General features: G+C 71.8%; 20 protein-coding genes. 5 read left to right on the forward strand and 15 right to left on the reverse strand.

Going from position 1 to position 19,729, the window contains the following annotated elements; all coding sequences use genetic code 11:
* Positions 1–11 precede the first annotated feature (11 nt).
* The 11 genes from NAG42_RS05105 to eno all read right to left on the reverse strand — a co-directional run bounded on the left by NAG42_RS05105 (position 12) and on the right by eno (position 7,882).
* Entirely contained in the window at positions 12–596 is a 585-nt protein-coding gene (locus tag NAG42_RS05105; protein WP_250028444.1) for a hypothetical protein, read from the reverse strand.
* Positions 593–1,279 carry a DUF4129 domain-containing protein gene (locus NAG42_RS05110; RefSeq protein WP_250028446.1) on the reverse strand — a complete coding sequence of 229 codons (687 nt, stop codon included), beginning with the start codon at positions 1,277–1,279 and terminating at the stop codon, positions 593–595. Before NAG42_RS05110 ends, NAG42_RS05105 begins: the two co-directional genes overlap by 4 nt.
* Before the next feature lie 10 nt (positions 1,280–1,289).
* Positions 1,290–2,027 carry a uracil-DNA glycosylase gene (locus NAG42_RS05115; protein WP_308201112.1) on the reverse strand — a complete coding sequence of 246 codons (738 nt, stop codon included), beginning with the start codon at positions 2,025–2,027 and terminating at the stop codon, positions 1,290–1,292.
* A gap of 51 nt (positions 2,028–2,078) precedes the next feature.
* Positions 2,079–2,531, reverse strand: coding sequence for an LppU/SCO3897 family protein (locus NAG42_RS05120; protein ID WP_250028447.1), 453 nt, complete (start codon positions 2,529–2,531; stop codon positions 2,079–2,081).
* A 97-nt stretch (positions 2,532–2,628) separates the two neighbouring features.
* The gene (locus NAG42_RS05125) at positions 2,629–3,627 is read right to left on the reverse strand and encodes an HAAS signaling domain-containing protein (RefSeq protein WP_250028449.1); all 999 of its coding nucleotides are present in this window, start codon (positions 3,625–3,627) and stop codon (positions 2,629–2,631) included.
* The gene (locus NAG42_RS05130) at positions 3,624–3,953 is read right to left on the reverse strand and encodes a PadR family transcriptional regulator (RefSeq protein WP_221376724.1); all 330 of its coding nucleotides are present in this window, start codon (positions 3,951–3,953) and stop codon (positions 3,624–3,626) included. The genes NAG42_RS05125 and NAG42_RS05130 overlap by 4 nt, the downstream gene beginning before the upstream one ends.
* Before the next feature lie 69 nt (positions 3,954–4,022).
* Entirely contained in the window at positions 4,023–4,928 is a 906-nt protein-coding gene (locus NAG42_RS05135; RefSeq protein WP_250028451.1) for a Ppx/GppA phosphatase family protein, read from the reverse strand.
* Complete coding sequence (locus NAG42_RS05140; RefSeq protein WP_250028453.1) at positions 4,925–5,419, reverse strand: amino-acid N-acetyltransferase; 495 nt, start codon at positions 5,417–5,419, stop codon at positions 4,925–4,927. The genes NAG42_RS05135 and NAG42_RS05140 overlap by 4 nt, the downstream gene beginning before the upstream one ends.
* On the reverse strand, positions 5,419–5,916 hold the full coding sequence (locus NAG42_RS05145) for a DUF501 domain-containing protein (protein WP_250028454.1): 498 nt from the start codon (positions 5,914–5,916) through the stop codon (positions 5,419–5,421). Before NAG42_RS05145 ends, NAG42_RS05140 begins: the two co-directional genes overlap by 1 nt.
* 2 nt (positions 5,917–5,918) lie before the next feature.
* Positions 5,919–6,482: an FtsB family cell division protein gene (locus tag NAG42_RS05150; protein WP_250028456.1), complete on the reverse strand. Its 564-nt coding sequence runs from the start codon at positions 6,480–6,482 to the stop codon at positions 5,919–5,921.
* Between the two features lie 116 nt (positions 6,483–6,598).
* Entirely contained in the window at positions 6,599–7,882 is a 1,284-nt protein-coding gene (gene eno / locus NAG42_RS05155) for a phosphopyruvate hydratase (RefSeq protein WP_250028458.1), read from the reverse strand.
* 221 nt (positions 7,883–8,103) lie between these two features.
* On the opposite strand from eno, the gene NAG42_RS05160 reads away from it, so the two are divergent.
* The 5 genes from NAG42_RS05160 (at position 8,104) to NAG42_RS05180 (ending at position 12,059) form a co-directional block, all read left to right on the forward strand.
* Positions 8,104–8,733, forward strand: coding sequence for a PilZ domain-containing protein (locus NAG42_RS05160; protein ID WP_250028460.1), 630 nt, complete (start codon positions 8,104–8,106; stop codon positions 8,731–8,733).
* 42 nt (positions 8,734–8,775) lie between these two features.
* Entirely contained in the window at positions 8,776–9,444 is a 669-nt protein-coding gene (locus NAG42_RS05165) for a hypothetical protein (RefSeq protein ID WP_250028462.1), read from the forward strand.
* A gap of 529 nt (positions 9,445–9,973) precedes the next feature.
* Entirely contained in the window at positions 9,974–10,486 is a 513-nt protein-coding gene (locus NAG42_RS05170; RefSeq protein WP_250028463.1) for an RNA polymerase sigma factor, read from the forward strand.
* Entirely contained in the window at positions 10,483–10,923 is a 441-nt protein-coding gene (locus NAG42_RS05175; protein ID WP_250028464.1) for a hypothetical protein, read from the forward strand. The genes NAG42_RS05170 and NAG42_RS05175 overlap by 4 nt, the downstream gene beginning before the upstream one ends.
* Before the next feature lie 902 nt (positions 10,924–11,825).
* Entirely contained in the window at positions 11,826–12,059 is a 234-nt protein-coding gene (locus tag NAG42_RS05180; protein ID WP_250028465.1) for a hypothetical protein, read from the forward strand.
* 256 nt (positions 12,060–12,315) lie between these two features.
* Here NAG42_RS05180 and NAG42_RS05185 read toward each other — a convergent pair whose 3' ends face one another.
* The 4 genes from NAG42_RS05185 to mfd form a co-directional block, all read right to left on the reverse strand.
* The gene (locus NAG42_RS05185) at positions 12,316–13,932 is read right to left on the reverse strand and encodes a DUF885 domain-containing protein (protein WP_250028466.1); all 1,617 of its coding nucleotides are present in this window, start codon (positions 13,930–13,932) and stop codon (positions 12,316–12,318) included.
* Positions 13,933–13,942: 10 nt separating this feature from the next.
* Complete coding sequence (locus tag NAG42_RS05190) at positions 13,943–14,992, reverse strand: nucleoside triphosphate pyrophosphohydrolase (protein WP_250028467.1); 1,050 nt, start codon at positions 14,990–14,992, stop codon at positions 13,943–13,945.
* Positions 14,993–15,130: 138 nt separating this feature from the next.
* Entirely contained in the window at positions 15,131–15,880 is a 750-nt protein-coding gene (locus NAG42_RS05195) for a hypothetical protein (RefSeq protein ID WP_250028468.1), read from the reverse strand.
* Positions 15,881–16,014: 134 nt separating this feature from the next.
* A complete protein-coding gene (mfd, locus tag NAG42_RS05200) occupies positions 16,015–19,635 on the reverse strand; it encodes a transcription-repair coupling factor (protein WP_250028469.1) in 3,621 nt (1,206 codons plus the stop codon).
* Between the last annotated feature and the right edge of the window lie 94 nt (positions 19,636–19,729).

The raw sequence follows: 19,729 nt of genomic DNA on the forward strand, positions 1-19,729 counted from the left end.
TTGCACCCTTCTCACAGCTTCTCCAAAGTGTCCACGTAGGACTCCATCTCGCGCGCCTTGAGCCGGGGCCGGCCCCGATCGTGCAGGGCGGCCCAGAGCGGGTCGCCGAGCAGCTCGCGGGCCCGCCGCGGGTCGGTCGCCCGGGTGATGCCGTGGCGCAGCCGCAGCCTCTCGTCGGAGAGCTCGGCCAGCACCGGCAGAACGTTACGCGCATAGAGATCGTCGTCGGCCTGGGCCCGCTCGAGGCTGCGTTCCCAGCGCCGCACGGCGTCCCGCATCGCGTCGCTGCCGCTGCTGTTGCCGGAGCTGCCCCGGCGGTCGGAACGCTTCGGCGCGGGCGGCGGGCGGACCTCGGCCACGGCCAGCAGCACCAGCCGCAGTCCGCTCAGCGCGGCCACCACGAACAGGATCGAGATCTCGGTGTCGGCCGCGCGCAGCACCGCCACCACGACCGCGGTGGCCAGGCCGATCAGCAACAGGTTGCGCAGGATCCAGGCCGGCCACGACCGGCGGCGCGCGGGCGGGGCCGGCTCGTCGGCGACCGGCAGCTCGTCGCGGTAGCCGCCGAAGAGGTCGTCGAGCCCGCCCGTGCTCACGCGGCCACCCCCGCGCCGAGGTCGGCCCGGAGCCGCTCGAGCGCCGAGCGGGCCTGGCGGCGCATCTCGTCGTCGACGGTGTGCGTGGCGTATCGGGCCTCGCGGTAGACCTCGAGCAGCGCGGCCAGCACCTGCGCGTCGACCCGCTGCTCCTTCAGAAGGCGGCCGACCAGGTCGGTGGGGCTGTCGCCGGGGTGCCGCGAGGTGCCGGCCGCGGCGGCGGCCTGCTCCAGGCGGACCCAGCAGGCGATCACGGCGCGGCGGGGGTCGCGGTCGGTGTCGGAGAGCTCCTCCAGGCCGGCGTCGAGCGCGGCGACCAGCTCCTCGGCCGTCCGGGGCTGATCGGCGCGACCTCGCTTGCGCGGATTTTTGCCCGAGCGCCGGCGGCGGTCACGCACCAGCGAAGAGATCAGCAGGCCGACGATGACCAGGATGATCGCGCCGACGACGATCAGCGCCAGCGTGTCGATCCAGTCGGGCAGGCCGCGCGCCGCCTCGGGCGGGGGCGGCGGTGACTGGAACGACGGGGTCACGGTGGGCAGCAGGGGCGCCTGCGCGGCCGGCTGGTCGCGGGCGATCTGGTCGAGCTGGGGCTCGGACCGGGTGGCGGCCAGCGCGGTGCCGAAGAGCAGCACGAGGACGGCGGCCAGCGGCCACCACCGTCGCACCACCCCGAAATCCATCGACACCCTTCTATTGAGAAGCGAGCTCTTTGGCCTCGGCGAACACGTCGTCGAGCATGGCCGGGGTGAGCTTACCGGTGAAGGTGTTCTGCTGGCTGACGTGGAAGCACCCCAGCAGATCCGGCACACCCGGTTGGCTGACCAGCCGCCCGTGACCGAACTTCGGACGGGGCACCGGCGGCCGGACCCCGTACACCGCGGTCATCGCCGGCCACCACGCCTGCCAGGCGAAAGCGCCCAGCGCGACCACTACCCGCAAGGTGGGCCGGATCAGCTCGAGCTCGCGATGAAGCCACGGCGCGCACGTGTCGCGCTCCTGCGGGAGCGGCTTGTTGTCCGGCGGGGCGCAGCGCACGGCGGCGAAGATGCGCAGGTTGTGCACCGCGAGCCCGTCGTCGGCCGAGACGCTGGTCGGCTGGTTGGCCAGGCCGGCGCGGTGCAGAGCGGCGAAGAGCACGTCGCCCGAGCGGTCGCCGGTGAAGATGCGGCCGGTGCGGTTGCCGCCGTGCGCGGCCGGGGCCAGTCCGAGGATGGCGATCTCGGCGTCGGCCGGCCCGAACCCGGGCAGCGGCCGGCCCCAGTAGTGCTGATCGCGGAAGGCGGCACGCTTGGTGAGCGCGACCTCCTCACGCCAGGCGACCAGGCGCGGGCAGGCGAAACAATCCGCGATGTCCGCGTCCAGCACGCTGAGTGAGGCGGCCCGCGCCGCCGCGGCGGAGACCTCTTCGGGCGTACGGCTGATTCCCACCCCGCCAGCACAGCACCTCAGCCCGGGCCGCCGATCGCGGGGGTCGCTTCCTCAGGCCTGGGGCCGCAGGCACAGGACGTAGCCGTCGCCGGCGCTGTTGGCGAAGACGTAGAACACCTCTTCGGCCTTGAAGAACTTGTCGCAGGCCTTGCTCTGCGGCGAGGTCTCGCCGTCGACCCGGGCCACCACGGAGAACTTGGCGTCGGCCGAGGCGCAGTCGACGACGTTGGCGCCGGTCTCGGTGGTGCCCTCGTTCTTGACGTCCTGGTCGGACGCGATGCAGTCACCGGCCTTGGCGTCCTGGGCGTCGTCGCCGCCGTTGAGCAGCGACAGGAGCGCGTAGGTGCCGAGCCCCACGATGACCGCGACCAGGATGCCCACGACCAGCTTGCCGACGTTGCGCTTCCGGGGCTCGCCGGGCCGGCCCGGTTGGGCGTCGCCGACCAGCGGGAAGCCGGGGTGACCGGCCGGGGCCTCGGCCGGCGGCGGAACGGGGTTGCTCACGGAGTTCCTCTCGAGTGCCGGCCCAGGGGGCGGCCGGTCGCCGGGGGGAACATTAGGCGATTCGCCGTGGCCCCCGCGACCCGCGCCCTCGGTCCGGTTATCGCGAGGGTGACGCGCTGGTCGGAGTGGGCTCCTTCGGCGTCTTGGTGGGCGCGGCGGGCGAGCTCGGCGTCGCGTCGAGCGTCGGGGGGACGGACTCGGCCGGGGCCGCAGCCGGGGCCGAGGACGCGAACGGCGCGGCCTCGGGGCAGAACGGGAAGCCCATGTTGCGCGAGTGCTCGACCTCGCCGGTGTCCGGGTCGCTGCAATACGGGTTGCCCATGTTGATGGGCTGGCCCTCCTGGTCGAACAGGCGCGCGCCCGGCACCAGGCGGCCCTGGTTGTCATAGACGAAGACGTCCTGGATGTAGTCGTACGGGTTGCCGTTGCCGGAGTAGCCCACGTCGCTGTAACCGGGGTCGCGCACGTCGCTGTCGGCGCTGAAGAAGCCGCCGATCGCGATGAACATCAGCACCACCGTGCCGGCCTGGACCGCGAGCCGCGGCCAGCGGCTCAGCGAGTAGCGGCGCCGGCCGAAGGCGATGGACACGACGATGAAGCCGGTCAGCAGCACCAGCGCGACGAAGGTGCTGTTGCCGATGCGGGGCAGCAGGCCGACCTGGCTCGACTGGGCGTCGAGGAAGTACGCGACGGCCATCGCGGCCAGATAACCGCGCAGCACCCACCAGGCCGGCCGCAGCAGCACGAGGAAGTCGCTGGCCTTGGGGTAGCCGATCACCGGCCCGACCTTGACGTCGGCCCGGCCGAGGATCCGCAGCACGTCGGCCCGGGCCTCCAGGAGGGGCTCGAAGCGGCGCTTGGGTGGGTCGGGGAAGCCGCCGACGAAGGCCGCCGCCGTGGTGCGCAGCTCCGCCGCGTACGCCTCGGGGGTGCCCAGCCGGTCGGTGAGGGTGACCGTGTCCTCGGCCCGGATCTCGGCCAGGTGCTCGGGCAGGTCCTCGAGCAACTCGGCCCGGGTGGCCTCGGGCAGGTCGGCCAGCGCCGCGCGGACCCGCTCGACATAATCGGTGATCTCGTCCTGTGCCGTGGAGTTCACGCCGTCTCCCGCTCGCGAAGCAGATCGTCCATGGTGGATGCGAAGCCCTGCCACACTTTGCCCGACCGCTGCAACTCGGCGTGGCCGGCGGCGTTGAGGCCGTAGTACTTGCGGTGGGGGCCCTCGTCGCTGGGTACCACATAGGTGTTCAGGAAGCCGCCGGCGAACAGGCGCCGCAAGGTGCCGTAGACCGAGGCGTCACCGACCTCGTCGAGGCCGGCGGCGCGCAGTCGGCGGAGGATGTCGTAGCCGTAGCCGTCCCCGTCGCGCAGGGCGGCGAGCACGGCCAGGTCCAGGACACCCTTGAGCAGCTGGGTGGTATCCACGCGTGGACAGTACTTCGCAATGCGAAATACCGTCAAGAGCGAAGTACTGTCCGACCGGGAAATGCGGGATCAGACGAGGCTGTGACAGATGCCGTCGAGGATGTCGTGCTCGGAGGCGATCACCCGGTCGTGACCGGAACGCTCCAGGATGGTGCGCAGGATGAGCGCGCCGGCCCCGATGACATCGGCCCGGCCGGGGTGCATGACGGGCAGGGCGAGTCGCTCCTGGACGGTCATGGCCAGCAGCTCGGCGGTCACCCGGGACACGTCGGCCAGGGTCACCGTGCTGTGGTGGATGCGGCTGGAGTCGTACTGGGGAAGGCGCAGCGCCAGGGCGGTGACTGTCGTGACCGAGCCGGCCAGACCGACCAGGGTCCGGGCCTCGCGGCCGGGGACGGCGGTCAGGGCGATGTCGACGGCCGCGGTGATGTCGCGCTCGGCGTTGTGGATCTCGGCCGCGGTGGGCGGGTCGCTGTGCAGGTGCCGCTCGGTCATCCGGACGCAGCCGATGTCCATCGAGATGGCGTGGTCGACGCCGGTCGTCCCGGTGACGAACTCGGTCGAGCCGCCCCCGATGTCGACGACCAGGCAGGGACGCTCGGCGGTGAGGCCGGCGACGGCACCGGTGAAGGAGAGCCGGGCCTCCTCGGTGCCGCTGATCACCTCGGGGTCGATGCCGAGCACGCCGCGGACCATGTCGCGGAACTCCTGCGCGTTCTCGGCGTCGCGCGAGGCCGAGGTGGCACACATGCGCACCCGGGTCACGCCCAGTTCGGCGATCTCGGCCGCATAACCGAGCAGAGCCTTCCGGGTACGGGCGAGGGCGCCCTCGGAGAGCCGGCCGGTGCGGTCGACCCCCTCGCCGAGGCGGACGATCTCCATCCGGCGGGCGACGTCGGTCAGCCGCCCGTCAGCGGTGTCGGCGATGAGCAGGCGGATCGAGTTGGTCCCGCAGTCGATCCCGGCGACCCTCACAGGTGCAGCAGCATTCTCGTGTTCCCCAGGGTGTTGGGCTTGACCCGTTCCAGGTCGAGGAATTCGGCCACACCCTCGTCGTACGAGCGAAGAAGTTGCTCGTAGACGACGTGCGGGACGGGAGCGCCGTCGATCTCGGAGAAGCCGAACGAGCCGAAGAACCGGGTCTCGAAGGTCAGGCAGAAGACCCGCGCCACGCCCAGTTCGCGGGCCACGTCGATCAGGCGCTCGACGATGCGGTGACCGATCTTCTGCCCGCGGCAGGCCGGGTCGACCGCCACCGTACGGATCTCGGCCAGGTCTTCCCACATCACATGCAGGGCGCCGCAGCCATAGACCCGGTCGCGGTCGTCCACGGCCACCCAGAATTCCTGCACCGCCTCATACAGGGTGACCGTCGCCTTGCTGAGCAGCCGGCGGTCGGCCGTGTACGCGTCCACCAGATCCCGGATCGCGCGGACGTCCTTGGTGCGGGCGCGACGAATCTCCACTAGTCAGCCTTTTTCACACATGGGCCCTCGGCCCACCATGGTTCCACGGCGTCCCGGACCTCGTCCCCGAAAGGATTCACGCCCCGGCCCACAGCGAGCGCGTGCCCGAGGTGGACATGCAGGCATTTCACTCGATCGGGCATGCCCCCGGCGGCGACGTGCGCGATCTCCGGCACGTCCTCGATGGCCTTGCGCCGCGAGACGTAGTCCTCGGCGGCCTTCGCATACTGCTCGGCCAGCTCGGGATCGGTCGACAGGCGCTCCTGCATGTCGCGCATGACGCCGGCCGACTCCAGCCGGCTGCACGCGGCGGTGGCATGCGGGCAGGTCAGGTAGTAGAGCGTCGGGAAAGGCGTGCCGTCGTCCAGGCGGGGCGACGTCTCGACGACGTCGGGATTGCCGCAGGGGCAGCGGTGCGCGACGGCGCGCGTGCCCCGGGGACGACGGCCGAGCTGGGCCTCCACGATGTCGAGGTCGGCCTCATCGGGTTGTTCCATGATCAGTTGGGGGACTCCGCGTCTGCGGCTCGGACGCTGCTCCACAGCGTGTCGTACCAGCGGTCGGGTGCGGCCGCGGGTTGTTTCCGCCCGGCCTCGGCGGCGGCGCCGGCCGGATCGTTCAGCACGACCAGCGGGACCTCGCCCTCGCGCACGTAGAAGAGCTTCTCGCGGGCCTGGGCCCGGAGATACTCCGGGTCCTTCCACTTCTGGAGCTCCTGCGATTTCTGCGCGATGAGCTGGCGCTCCTCGGCCTGGTCGGCCTCGAGCTGGGTGATCTGCGACTCCTGGGCCAGATAGACCCGGAGCGGGTAGGTGTAGGCCAGCGCCAGCGCCAGGAAGACGACTATGAGGACCATCGCGCGGCCGGTCAGTGCTCTCGGCCGCGGGGCGGCGGTGCGCTTGGTGGTGGCCCGCGCCGCGTTTCCGGTACGCCGTTTCCTCTCGACCGGGCCGGTGGTGCGCGTCGTCCTCGTCGTCCTGCGGACCGCGCCGGTGGACCGGGCGCGCGACGTGCCGGGGCGGCGGGCCGGGCCCGGACCGCTCGGTGCTCGCCGCTGTGTCACCCCAACCCCCTCCGTCACGTGCCGTGGCGGCCCGCTGTCACACGTGTCGCGGCGCCCGCTGGAAACCTATGCCCGTTCCCGCGGGCGCCACAACTCCATGATCTAGCGGGTGCTCGTCACGCCGTGCGGTAACGCGGGAAAGCGCCCGCCCCGGCGTACCGGGCCGCACCCTCGAGCTGCTCCTCGATGCGCAGGAGCTGGTTGTATTTCGCGACCCGGTCGGACCGCGCCGGGGCACCGGTCTTGATCTGGCCACTGCCGACCGCGACGGCCAAGTCGGCGATCGTGGTGTCCTCGGTCTCGCCCGAGCGGTGGCTCATCATCGTCTTGAATCCGGCCCGGTGAGCCAGGTCGACGGCGTCCAGCGTCTCGGTCAGCGAGCCGATCTGGTTGACCTTGACGAGGACGGCGTTGGCCGCGCTCTCGGCGATGCCCCGGCCGATGCGGGTCGGGTTGGTGACGAACAGGTCGTCGCCGACGATCTGGATCTTGTTGCCGAGCTCGGCCGTCATCGCGCTCCAGCCGGCCCAGTCCTCCTCGTCGAGCGGGTCCTCGATCGAGACGATCGGGTACTCGGCGGCGAGCTTGGCGTAATACGCGATCATCTCGTCGGTCGACTTCGGGCTGCCCTCGAAGACGTACGACCCGTCCTTGTGGAACTCGGTCGCGGCGACGTCCATGGCCAGCACGATGTCGGTGCCCAGGGTGAAGCCGGCGGCCTGGACGGCCTCGGCGATCAGGTCGAGGGCGGAGGCGTTGGACGGCAGGCTCGGCGCGAAGCCGCCCTCGTCGCCCAGGCCGGTCGAAAGGCCCTTCTTCTTCAGCACCGACTTGAGCGCGTGGTAGACCTCGGCGCCGGTGCGCAGAGCCTCGCGGAAGGTCGGGGCGCCGATCGGCGCGATCATGAATTCCTGCACGTCGACGTTCGAGTCGGCGTGGGCGCCACCGTTGAGGATGTTCATCATCGGCACCGGCAGGACGGCGGCGTTGGGGCCACCGACATAGCGGAACAGCGGCAGCTCGGCGCTCAGCGCGGCCGCCTTGGCCACCGCGAGGGAGACACCCAGGATCGCGTTGGCCCCCAGCTCGGACTTGTCGGCGGTGCCGTCGAGGTCGAGCATCTTCTGGTCGATCAGGCGCTGCTCGCTCGCCTCGTAGCCGACCAGCTCGTCGGCGATCTTGTCTTCGACGTTCGAGACCGCGGTCTCGACGCCCTTGCCCAGGTAGCGGCCCTTGTCGCCGTCGCGCAGCTCGATCGCCTCGAACGCGCCGGTGGAAGCGCCCGAAGGCACTGCCGCGCGGCCTACCGTGCCGTCGTCGAGCCCGACCTCGACCTCGACGGTCGGGTTGCCCCGGGAGTCGAGAATCTCGCGGGCGACGATCGCTTCGATGGTGGCCATGTGTCGTGTCGCTCCCTCACGTTAAGGCTGCAGTTCACTCTCTTGAGGCTGCAGTTCACCGACCGCGACCCTGCGGCCGACCACGGCTCTGAGCGTATCGAGCCGTCGCGGGGTCCGTGCCGCTGCCCTTGGGTTTCCCCTCCGGCGCGAGCCCTTTTCACCTCAGATGCGGGGCTTCTTCGCCTCAGATCCGGGGCCTCTTCGCCGATGACGTGGGCACTATGAGCACACCCATGCTTCCCGCTGACGGGTCGTACATCGAGATGACCTCGTACGGCGAAACGCTGCCCGACGTACGCGTCGTCCAGGCCACCGAGGCGATGTTCACGCTGTCGCTGGCCCTGGACGACCTGCCCCCGGCCGACTCGGAAGTGACGCTGCGCTGGGCCGCGGCGCCCCGCGGCCGGTACGCCATCGCGGGCACCGTGGCCGCGATCGACGGGAACCGGGTGGAGGTGCGCTACTCCGGCGAACCCGCCATCGAGCAGAGCCGCGACTACGTGCGCGGGGGCGGCGGTGAGGCGATCGTGCTGCTGCTGCCCGGGCAGGCGGCCGCCGAGGGGACGATCCACGACCTGAGTGAAGGGTCCGTGCGGGCCCACTTCACGGACGTCGAGATGCAGCCGGGCGACGAGGTCACCCTGCGTATGCAGGTCGGCGACGAAGTGGTGGAGTTTCCGGCGCGGGCGGTCAAGGTGAGCTCGGTGCGGCAGCAGATCCCGGTCCGCGGCCCGCTGATCGTCGAACTGGTCGCCGTATTCACCGCGGCCGACGAGCACCAGGCCCGGATCATTCGGCGATACATCTATTCGCAGCAGATGAAGGCACGCTCCCGGGCGAGCGGGTCATAACTGGTTTGCCTCCAGTTGCGCGCATGGGCTTAGGTGTCAGGCGTGCCCGTTACCCGCCTGACACTCGCCGGCCTGGCCGTCGCGTGCTCGGCGCTGCTCGGCACGGCCGGCTGCGGCGACCTCGACGAGGCCAGCGCGGCCCCGCTGACCAGCGAAAGCCTGATCACCGAGACGGCTGATCAGCTGGCCGCCGGGTCGGCGCTGACCTACTCGGCGAAATACCAGGTGGCGGGCGGCGAGACGGCGACGGTGAGCCGGGCCCAGAGGCCGGCCCGGGCGGCGTACGTCTATCCGGGCGGCCGCCTGATCACGACGAACACGGTGACGATCCGCTGTACCGGCTCCTCGTGCACGTCCGACCGGACGGACGCGACGGCCGCGGCCTCGCTCGACCAGGCGCCGCTGGTGTCCCCCGAGGCCGCCCGCGCGATGCTGGCCGCGGCGGCGCTCGACCCGGCCGTGCAGACCGAGCAGCACGACACGACGATCGCCGGCCGGCACGCCACCTGCCTGACGCTCGACCAGGTGCACGGCACGCCGGCCCGCCAGTTCGACCTGTGCGTCACCAACGAGGGCGTCCTGGCCAGCTTCGCCGCCACCATCGACGGCGAGCGCATAGACCAGGCCCTGACCACGTACGCGGACGAGATCCCGCCGAACGCCTTCGTCGTCCCCACCGGCACCAAGCTGACCGACAAGTCCGCGAACTAGGCGCCCGTACCTCTTACCGGGCCCAGCCGTCCAACGCGCTGTTCCCGCGTTCTCACCCGTCTCCGCTCCGATCCCCCGCCGCACGGGACTCCACCCGGCCGGGTCTTCTGACGCGACGCGATTCTTGGCTTCGCGCCGGCGACTTCCACCCGGCCAGAATGTCTGATCCGGCGCGAACCTCGGCCTGGCTCCGCGCGTGCGACTCCGACCCGGATCTCCAATGCGCCCCTCAGCCCGGCTTCACGCGGCGACACCAACCGAATTCCGATGCGCCCCAACCTCAGCCCGGCTTCAGGCGTGCGACACGAACCGGATTTCTGACGCGCCGCGAACCTCAGCCCGGCTTGGCGCGACTGAGGAGGGCAGGAGGTGCCCGCGTTCCGCAGTGGCGATCGTCGGTGCGCGGGTGACCCGGCTCGCCGCGACGGTGACCCGGGGCGGTTGGGCGGCAGCGGGACCGCGGGCTCGAGTGGGGGGATGGTGCGCTGGTGAATCTTCGGTGGCGGGGGCGGCTCGGGCGGGGTGGCGGATGAGCGACGAACTGGTGGTGGTGCGGTGCCAGCTCGGTGAGCGGGAGGCCTTCGCGGAGTTGGTGACGGCGTGGCACGGGCGGGTGGAGCGCTACGTCGGGCGGATGCTCGGGCGGGCCGACGACGATGTGGTGCAAGAGGTGTGGCTGGCGGTTGTCCGAGGGCTGCCCCGGTTGCGGCAGCCGGATCGGTTCGCGCCCTGGCTGTTCGCGATCGCCCGGCGCGCGGTGATGAACCGGCTGCGGGACGCGTACGCCGCACCCGAGCCGGCGGCGCCCGACGACCAGCCGGACGAGGCGTCGGCCGTGGTCGACCGGGAGCTGATCGCCGGGGCGCTGGCCGCACTACCGGCTCGGGAGCGGGAAGTGCTGCTGCTGTTTCATCTCGAGGACCTGCCGCTCGACGCGTGCGCGCAGATCTGCGCCGTCCCGGTCGGCACCGTCAAGTCGCGGCTCAACCGGGGACGGCGGTTGCTGCGCGAAGAGCTGCTGCGAAAGGGGTACGAGGCATGACTCCGGAGGATGTGCTCGGCCGTCTCGGTGCGCCGCTGTCATTGCGCAGGCGTATCGCGTACGTCGGGGTGGCCTTTCTCGGACTGGTCGGCGCCGCGCTGATCGGGGTGCTGTGGGCGACCGAGCCGGGACTACCCGCGCGGACGCAGGTGTCGTTCGCCGTCCTGGTCGCCATCGGAGCCGGCTGGGCGGCCTTCGGCGGCTGGGCGATCACCCGGCGGACGCCGCTTTTCGCCCGCGACCGGGTGGTGGCGGGCTGGCTCGGACTGGTGGCGTGGACCGTCTTCACGGTCGGCTCCATGGTGGTCGCCCCGGCGGTGCCGGCCTGGCTGATCGTGCTGGTGGCACTACTGGGCGCCACCGCCGCGGCCAACCTCACACACGCGATCCGAACCCGCGCCGCGCTCCTGCGCCGCAAGTCCGAACTCGGCGGTTAGGGCCCATCCCAACGACCGCACAAAAGCTGCGCCACAAGCCCGAAACCGGCGGTCAACGCCCATCCCGCACGACAGCCGCACCACAAGCCCGAAACCGGCGGTCAGCGCCCGTCCCGCACGGCAGCTGCACCACAAGCCCGAAACCGGCGGTGAGCGCCCGTCCCGCACGACAGCTGTACGACAAGCCGGAACGGGGTTGCGCCCGTGCTGTTCACCGCACGGCCGCCGCACCACAAATCCGAAACCGACGGTCAGCGCTCGGCCGACCAATACGCCAAAGCTGTCTCACAAGCGCGCACTCGGCTGATAGGGGCTGTCTGAACGACCGCGCGGGAGTCAGGCGGTCGGGCCGCGTGAGAGGACGGGAGGGCGCGGGGTCGGTGTCGCGGCGGCCGGTGGCTGCCCTCGGAGAGGTGTTGGGGGTGCTCACAGCAGTGTCGCGAGGAGGGGGCGTAGGTGGTGGGCTCGGTGGCGTTGCCAAGGGCGCAGGGTGGGGTGGCCGGGTGGGGCGGGGAGCGTTGAGCGGTAGCGCCACATGCCGGACAGGGCGGCCACGAAACCGGGGGCTTCGGCGGGGAGGGGCTCGAGGACGGCGGTGGCTGCTTGGAGGGCTGCGGCTGGGCCGTCGCGGTGACCGGCGCCGGCGACGTCGGCGGCCAGGCGGGCTCGGTCGAGCCAGCCGGCGCCGGCGCAGGCGAAGCTCCACGACGAGGGTCGCGCGGCCGGCGCGCACGTCGACGATGGCGTTGTCCGCTCGGATGTCCTGGTGTACGAGCGTGGTGCCGGTGGTCCAATGCGGCCAGCCGGCGGCGAGACGGGCCAGCTGTGGGGCGTGCGTCCGCTCCCACGGATCGAGCAGGGCGGGATCGCCGTCGGTCAGCCGTTGCCAGCCGTCGAGGTCGGTGAGGAGGTCGCCGATCGGTGGGAGCGAGGCGGGGGCGGTCAGCGAACCGGTCTGCTCGCAGGCCGCGGTGACCAGGCCGATGCTGTCGCCCGTCCAGGGCGGACCGGCCGGGGCGCCGTCGGCGAGCGACATCACCAGGGCACACCAGTCGGCGGTCTCGACCGAGCCGATCAGCGTCGGCGCGGGCGCCGCCGAGGGCATCGCGGCGAGAGCGGCCGCTTCCTGCCGGTAGAACCGGTGGGAAGCATCACTCGCCGCCCGCGACACCGCTTTGACGAAGACCTGCCGTCCGCCGGCCAGCCGCAGGACCGCGGCCGGGCCCGGCGACATCCCACCATGCACGTCCCGGCTGCCCACCACGGTGGATCCGCACAGCTGGGCAACTGCGCGCCGCAGGGGCACGGGCGCACCCCGCCACGACGGCCGCACCGCGAACGACCCGCCCGCTACCCCTGACCCGGCGGAGGAGCCGCGAGTCATCGCGGCGGTCAGACGCCGAGGAGCGTGCGCAGGTGGCGCGGGGGTGGGGAGCCGTGGGCGAGCATGGCGTCGTGCCAGGCCTTGGGGGTGGCGCCGAACGGGCGGGCGGCGGCGATGGCGGCGACCTCGGTGTAGCCGACGAAATACGTGGAGAGCTGGGTGGAGGTGAGCAGGGCCCGGCGCCACTTGCCGGTGGCCTCGCCCTCCTCCTGGAAGCCGGCCCCGGTCATCAACGCCATGGCGTCCTGCTCCTGGAGGTCCTCGCAGTGCACCAGCTGGTCGATGATGGCGTTGAGGCTCATCCGCAGCTGCATCTTGAGCTGCTGAAGGCGTACGGGAAGGCCGCCGAAACCCAGGTCGGCCATCGCCTCCTCGGCGTAGACGGCCCAGCCCTCGACGAACGGGCCGGACCAGCCCAGGGCCCGCACACGGGTCGCGGAGCGGAAGCGGCGGCTGTGGGCGAGCTGGAGGAAGTGGCCGGGCATCGCCTCGTGGATCGTGAGGTTGCGCAGCATGTAGTTGTTGTATTCGCGGTAGAACGACTCGACGCGCTCCGGGGACCAGTCGGCCGGGGCCGGCGCGATGCAATAGAACGTGGGCACGTCGGCCGTCTCGAGCGGGCCGGGCGGGTCGCAATAGGCCACGGCCACGCCCCGGGCGAACTCGGGCATCTCCTCGATGACGCACGGGTCGTCGAGCAGGGTGACGACGTCGTGCTTACGGACGAACTCGGTCGCCTCCTCCATCGTGGCCTTGGCCAGGTCGACGATGGTGTCGTCGGACGGGTGCTGAGCGCCCAGTGAATCGAGGGCCCGGCGGACTGTCTCATCGGTGGCGGGGGCGCCGGTCAGCTCGGCGGCGGCCTCGCGCAGCCGCTCGCCGATGCGGTCGACATTGGCCCTGGCCCGGGACAGCACCTCGGCGGCGGGCAGCTCGGTGTCGAGCGTGTGCCAGAGACGGGCCTCCCACAGGCGCCGGCCGAGCCGCGGGTCGCGGCCGGGCTCGCCGCTGTCGACCGAGGCCCGCAGCCAGCCGTCGAACTCGGCCAGCGCGGCCAGGGCGGCCGACGACGACTGCTCGATGACGGAGTGCAGGGCGGGCTCCTGCGCCACGAGCGCGGGCAGCTCGTCACGGATCAACGCGGCCGTGCCGGCGAACTGGCCGATCGCCGTCTCGGCGTGGATGCGCGGCACGTCTCGCAGCACCGCCCGGGCGGTGGCCAGCGCGTCGGGGATGGCGGCGAGGCGGCCGGCCAGGCTGGACAGCCGCTCCTCGGCCGGAGCGAACTGGCGGGAGATCAATGCGTGCAGCAGCGGGCCGGGATTGTGCTCGAGCGGATTCCACTCGTGCTCGCGCACGTCGCTCAGCTCGAACAGGCCGCGCTCGGCGATGGCGCTGAGCATGGCGTGGTCGACCTGCTCCTCGGGGGCGAGCGCGTCGGTGTCGACACCCGAGAGCGCGTCGGTCGCGTCGCGCAGCATGGCCAGGCGGGCCTGGGCGGCGGCGGGCGACAGGTCGGGCAGGCGATCGTCGAACCGGTGGTCACCGGTGTAGGTGGCCAGCCCGGGCTCACTCTCCAGGATGGCGTCGACGATGCTCTCGGCGAGCGGTACGAACTCAGGCATGCCGTGAAAGTTACTCGGCCCCACCGACATTTTTCCGCTCCTCGGCCCGCACGTCCTCCGCGTACTCCAGTGCCGCGCGGCGAAGCTCCTGCTCGGCGTCCTCGTCGCCGGCGCGCGCCTCGGCCACGATCCGGAGCAGTCGCGCTCCGATACCGGGACCGTCGGGAAGGCGTACGTCGAGACCGGCTCGATGCGTACGCTGAAGGATCTTGGCTGCCAGGGCGAGAGCCGGCTGACTCGTCGCGATGCCGTCGAGCACCGAATCGCGGGACTTCTCGGCCTTCTTGATGCGGTCCCAGTTCTCGGTGATCTCCTCGATGTCGGCGACCTCGGTCCCGGCGAAGACGTGCGGGTTGCGCCGCACCATCTTGTCGACCAGGCCGCCGGCCACGTCGTCGACCGTCCAGGCTTCGTCCTCGCCCAGTTCCTCGGCGAGCCGCGCGTGCAGCACGATCTGCAGCAGCACGTCGCCCAGTTCCTCGCGCAAGGCGTCGGTGTCGCCGGCCTCGATCGCGTCGTAGGCCTCGTAGCTCTCCTCGAGCAGGTAGGGGGCGAGGGTGCGGTGGGTCTGCGCCCGCTTCCAGGGGTCGCCGCCGGGCGAGACGAGGCGGTCCATCACCGCGACGGCGTCGAGGAGGCGGGCGCCGGGCGGGTCCCACGAGCCGTACATCAGCTCGAGCTCGGCCAGGGCGGGCTCGCGCGCCAGGCGCAGGCCGAGAGTGCGGGCGAAGCTCTCGTCACCGGCCGGGCCGGCCAGCCAGACGACCGCGGCGTCGCCGCTTCCCGCCGCGCTGTGGCCCGGTTCGCTGGCGCCCGGTTCGCTGGTGCGCGGCTCGCTGGTGCGCGGCTCGCTGGCGGCTTTGGTCAGCTCGGCCAGCAGGCGCTCGGGGTCGCTGTCGATCACGGTGACTGGTACGCCGCTGCTGCGCAGGGCCGCGGTCTGCTCGGACTCGGCGGCGGTGAAGACCGGGTGGGCCCGCAGAACGTCCCACGCGGCGGCGGTGAGCAGGCCCGCGGGCAGGCGGGGCGAGGTGACGAGCAGAACGATCCGAGCGGTCATGGTCGCCACTGTGCCAGCTCGTTTTTTCGGCCCGTGCGCCGCCGCCTCCCCCGCCCGCCCAGGGAAGGGAGAGGTGGGGCCACACTACTGGCTGTCAAGCGGGTGGGGCCGGGTTATCCACAGGCTGTGGATGAGTGGTCAGGAGACGTCGGTGACCGGGTTGCTGCCGGTGGTCTGGCCGAGCGGGACGGTCACCAGGGGGCGGAGCGCGCCGTTCTGCGTCTGGAACTCCAGGACCGGGATGCCGAGGGGCTGGTAGCGCGGGTTCACCGTGATCTTCATGCCCTCGGTGGTCTCGGCGACCTCCTTGCGGACCGCGGCGGCCGTCTTGACCAGGGCCAGGTTCTCGGCCGGGAGCTGGGTCTTGAACTGGTCGAACGTGGTGTCGGCGGGCACCTCTTGGGCCGACACGAGCACGTCGAAGACCTCGCGCAGGTCGTCGTCGGACGGGTTCGCCGCGCCGGCCTGCACCTTGGTGCGCAGGGCGCGGATCAGCGCATCCGACTCGGCGTAGAGGCGCACGTATTCCGCGTCCTGGGGCAGCCGCAGCTGGGTCGCGTAGTCGCCCAGCGGCAGCTCGGCGGGCAGGCTCACCGCCTCGCGCCGGGCCACCTCGGTCAGCACGTCGCGGCTGACCAGCGTGCGGACCACGTCGGTGCGGGTGATCGTCAGGGCGGCGGGGGGCGCGCTCGCCTCGGGCTGCTCGGCGGCCGCGGACTGCACCGCCGTGGAAGCGTTGTCCCAGACCTCCTGCACGCGCGCCTCGGTCACCCGGGTGCTGTCGCCGATGTAGGCGGCCACGGACGGCTCGGACCGGCAGGCGGAGAGTCCGCCCACGGCCAGGGACGCAACGACGACGATGGATGCGAGTCGGCGAGCATGCTGCATGGGGTCGACTCTCTCACGTCGGTTATGACCCAAGTCACCCGGCCCCGCGAGAAGAGGATCACATCACGCCGGCCGGTGGTCCCCCTGTTCCGGCGCGAGCGCGGGTGACCGCGGCACGCGCCGGAACCAGGGGGTCAGACCTTCGCCGCCACGGGTGCGGGGACCTCACCCAGGACGTCCTTGAGCAGCTGGGCGCACCACTCGAGCAGGGCCTGGTCGCGCAGCGGCTCGCCGCCGACGCGCCGGGTGCTCGGGCGGGGCACGCTGACCTGGTCGTTGGCGTGCTTGTAGACCGAGTCGGGGTGGTAGCGCTTCAACCGCAGCTGCTTGGAGTCGGGCAGCGGCAGCGGGCTGAAGCGCAGGTGCTTGCCCTGCATCGACACGTCGGTCAGGCCGTAGGCCCGGGCCAGCAGGCGGAAGCGGGCCACTGCGATCAGGTTGGCCACCTGGGCCGGCGGCTCGCCGTAGCGGTCGGTCATCTCGGCCACCACCTCGTCGAGTTTCGCGTTGTCGCGGGCCTCGGCCAGCTTGCGGTACATCTCGAGGCGCAGCCGCTCGACCGAGATGTAGTCGACCGGCAGGTGCGCGTCGACCGGCAGGTCGATCTTGACCTCGGGCTCCTCCTCGGGGCGCTCGCCCTTGAACGCCTGCACCGCCTCGCCCACCATCCGCACGTACAGGTCGAAGCCGACGCCCTCGATGTGGCCGGACTGCTCACCGCCGAGCAGGTTGCCGGCGCCGCGGATCTCGAGGTCTTTCATCGCCACATACATGCCCGCGCCGAGCTCGGTGTGCTGGGCGATCGTGGCCAGCCGCTCGTGGGCCTGCTCGGTGAGCGGCTTCTCGCGGGGGTAGAGGAAATACGCGTACGCGCGTTCGCGCCCCCGGCCGACCCGGCCCCGGATCTGGTGGAGCTGGGCCAGGCCGAGCAGGTCGGCCCGCTCGACGATCAGCGTGTTGGCGTTCGGGATGTCGATGCCGGACTCGACGATGGTGGTGCAGACCAGGACGTCGTACTCCTTCTCCCAGAAGCCGACCATCACCTTTTCCAGCTGGTCCTCGCTCATCTGGCCGTGCGCCACCGCGACCCGCGCCTCGGGCACCAGCTCGCGCAGTTTGCGGGCCGCCTTGTCGATCGACTCGACCCGGTTGTGCAGGTAGAACACCTGGCCGTCGCGGAGCAGCTCGCGGTGGATGGCCGCCGCCACCTGCTTGTCGTCCTGCGCGCCGACGAACGTGAGCACCGGGTGGCGCTCCTCGGGCGGGGTCGCGATGGTCGACATCTCGCGGATGCCGGTGATCGCCATCTCGAGCGTCCGCGGGATCGGCGTGGCCGACATGGTCAGCACGTCGACCGAGGCCCGCAGGGCCTTGAGCTGCTCCTTGTGCTCGACGCCGAAGCGCTGCTCCTCGTCGACGATGATCAGGCCGACGTTCTTGAACTTGGTCGAGTTGGACAGCAGGCGGTGGGTGCCGATCACGATGTCGGCCGTGCCGTCGGCCGCCTGCTCGAGCGTCTGCTTGGCCTCGGACGGGGTCTGGAAGCGGGACAGCTGCTTGATCGTGATGGGGAACTGACCCATCCGGTCGGTGAACGTGTTGAAGTGCTGCTGGGCCAGCAGCGTGGTCGGCACCAGCACCGCGACCTGCTTGCCGTCCTGCACCGCCTTGAAGGCGGCCCGGACCGCGATCTCGGTCTTGCCGTAGCCGACGTCACCGCAGATCAGCCTGTCCATCGGGACGGACAGCTCCATGTCCTGCTTGACCTCGGAGATCGCCGACAGCTGGTCGGGCGTCTCCTGGTAGGGGAACGCGTCCTCGAGCTCGCGCTGCCACGGCGTGTCGGGGCCGAACGAGTGGCCCTTGGACGCCTGCCGGGCCGCGTAGAGCTGGATGAGCTGGGCCGCGATCTCCCGGACGGCCTTGCGGGCGCGGGCCTTGCTCTTCTGCCAGTCGGTGCCGCCCATCTTGTGCAGCGCGGGCGACTCGCCGCCGACGTAGCGGGACAGCTGGTCGAGCTGGTCGGTGGGCACGTAGAGCCGGTCGCCGGGCTGGCCGCGCTTGGACGCGGCGTACTCGAGCACGATGTATTCGCGGTCGGCGCCGTTGACCGTACGCTGCACCAGCTCGACATAGCGGCCGATGCCGTGCTGCTCGTGCACCACGAAGTCGCCCGGCTTGAGCTCGAGCGGGTCGATCGTGTTGCGCCGGCGGGACGGCATCTTGCGCATGTCCTTGGTGGACGCGCCGCGCCCGCCGGTGATGTCGTTGCCGGTGATGATGGCCAGCCGCGAGCCGGCGTCGACAAATCCGTGGTTGAGCCCGCCGCAGGTGACCAGCAGCTGGCCGGGCTCGATCGGGGTCTCGATGGAGTCGGCCGGGGTGACACCGAGGCCGGCGTCGCGCAGCACCTCGGTGGCCCGCTGGGCGGTGCCGTGACCCTCGAAGACGAGCGCGATGGCCCAGCCCGCGGCAGCCCAGTCGTGCAGGTCGGCGGCGAGCTTGGCGGTGTCACCGTGATAGAGCGGCACCGGCTGGGCGGCCAGCGCCACGGCGTCGCCGAGGTCGGGCGAGACCTCGACCTGCGGGGTCTCCAGCCACGGCTGGTCGTCCGAGGCGGGCGCGTCGGCCTCGGCAAGGCCGAACGGGGACACCGTCCACCACGGCTGCTGCAGGGTGGCGGCGTGGGCCCGGACGTCGGCCAGGGTCTTGAAAGCGGCGGCACCGACATCGATCGGGGCCTGACCACCCACCGCGGCCGCGGCCCAGGACGCCTCGAGGAACTCGTCGGAGGTCCGGGTGAGGTCGTGGGCCCGGGTGCGGATGCGCTCGGGGTCGCAGAGCACGACGTGGGTGCCGGCCGGCATGGTGTCGATCAGCAGCTCCATGCTGCCGGTGCCGTCGAGCAGCGCCGGCGCCAGCGACTCCATGCCCTCGACCGGGATGCCCTCGGCCAGCTTGTCGAGGATCTCGGCGATCTCCGGGTGCTCGGCCGCCAGCTCGGCGGCCCGCGCGCGCACGGACGGGGTCAGCAACAGCTCCCGGCAGGGCGGCGCCCACAGCGAGGAGACGGGGTCGATGGTGCGCTGGTCGGCGACGGCGAAGGTGCGGATCTCCTCCACCTCGTCGCCCCAGAACTCGACCCGCGACGGGTGCTCGTCGGTGGGCGGGAAGACGTCGAGGATGCCACCGCGGACGGCGAACTCGCCGCGCTTGGTGACCAGGTCGACCCGGGCGTAGGCCATGTCGGAGAGCCGCCGCGAGACCTCCTCGAGCTCGGCCGAGCCACCGGTGGTGAGCTCGACCGGCTCGAGGTCGCCCAGCCCCTTGAGCTGCGGCTGAAGCACGGACCGGACCGGGGCGACGACGACCTGGATGGGGTCGGAGCCGGGGTGGGCGAGCCGGCGGAGCACGGCCAGGCGGCGGCCGACCGTGTCGGACCGGGGGGAGAGGCGCTCGTGGGGCAGCGTCTCCCACGACGGGAAGACGGCCACCCGCGACGGGCTGATCAGGCAGCCCAGGGCGTCGGCCAGGTCGTCGGCCTCGCGGCTGGTCGCGGTGACCGCGAGAACGGCCCGGCCGGCTCCGCCACTCTCGGCGGTGGCGGCCAGGGCGGCCACGATGAAGGGCCGCAGCGAGGCGGGCGCGGTGAGGTCGAGCGCGTCGGACTCGGCAAAGCCCTGACGAGCGAGATCGCGGGCACGCGCGAGCCCGCGGTCGCGGAGTGCGGCGGGAATGAGACCGGACAACTGCATTGCAGAACACCCCGAACACGTCGAAAAACCCCGGTCGCCGGGAGGGGCGGGGGTACGTCGGCAAGTTTAGTCCGACCCACCGACATTCCCAGGC

Source organism: Paractinoplanes maris, assembly GCF_023544465.1.
Lineage (GTDB): Bacteria > Actinomycetota > Actinomycetes > Mycobacteriales > Micromonosporaceae > Actinoplanes > Actinoplanes maris.

Excerpts from the sequence above, each read along its gene's own strand:
- NAG42_RS05110 (WP_250028446.1), bottom strand. The coding sequence starts at position 1,279 with ATGGATTTCGGGGTGGTGCGACGGTGGTGGCCGCTGGCCGCCGTCCTC.
- NAG42_RS05190 (WP_250028467.1), bottom strand. The coding sequence starts at position 14,992 with ATGACCGCTCGGATCGTTCTGCTCGTCACCTCGCCCCGCCTGCCCGCG.
- NAG42_RS05145 (WP_250028454.1), bottom strand. The coding sequence starts at position 5,916 with ATGGAACAACCCGATGAGGCCGACCTCGACATCGTGGAGGCCCAGCTC.
- eno (WP_250028458.1), bottom strand. The coding sequence starts at position 7,882 with ATGGCCACCATCGAAGCGATCGTCGCCCGCGAGATTCTCGACTCCCGG.
- NAG42_RS05170 (WP_250028463.1), top strand. The coding sequence starts at position 9,974 with ATGAGCGACGAACTGGTGGTGGTGCGGTGCCAGCTCGGTGAGCGGGAG.
- NAG42_RS05185 (WP_250028466.1), bottom strand. The coding sequence starts at position 13,932 with ATGCCTGAGTTCGTACCGCTCGCCGAGAGCATCGTCGACGCCATCCTG.
- NAG42_RS05175 (WP_250028464.1), top strand. The coding sequence starts at position 10,483 with ATGACTCCGGAGGATGTGCTCGGCCGTCTCGGTGCGCCGCTGTCATTG.
- mfd (WP_250028469.1), bottom strand. The coding sequence starts at position 19,635 with ATGCAGTTGTCCGGTCTCATTCCCGCCGCACTCCGCGACCGCGGGCTC.
- NAG42_RS05195 (WP_250028468.1), bottom strand. The coding sequence starts at position 15,880 with ATGCAGCATGCTCGCCGACTCGCATCCATCGTCGTCGTTGCGTCCCTG.
- NAG42_RS05160 (WP_250028460.1), top strand. The coding sequence starts at position 8,104 with ATGAGCACACCCATGCTTCCCGCTGACGGGTCGTACATCGAGATGACC.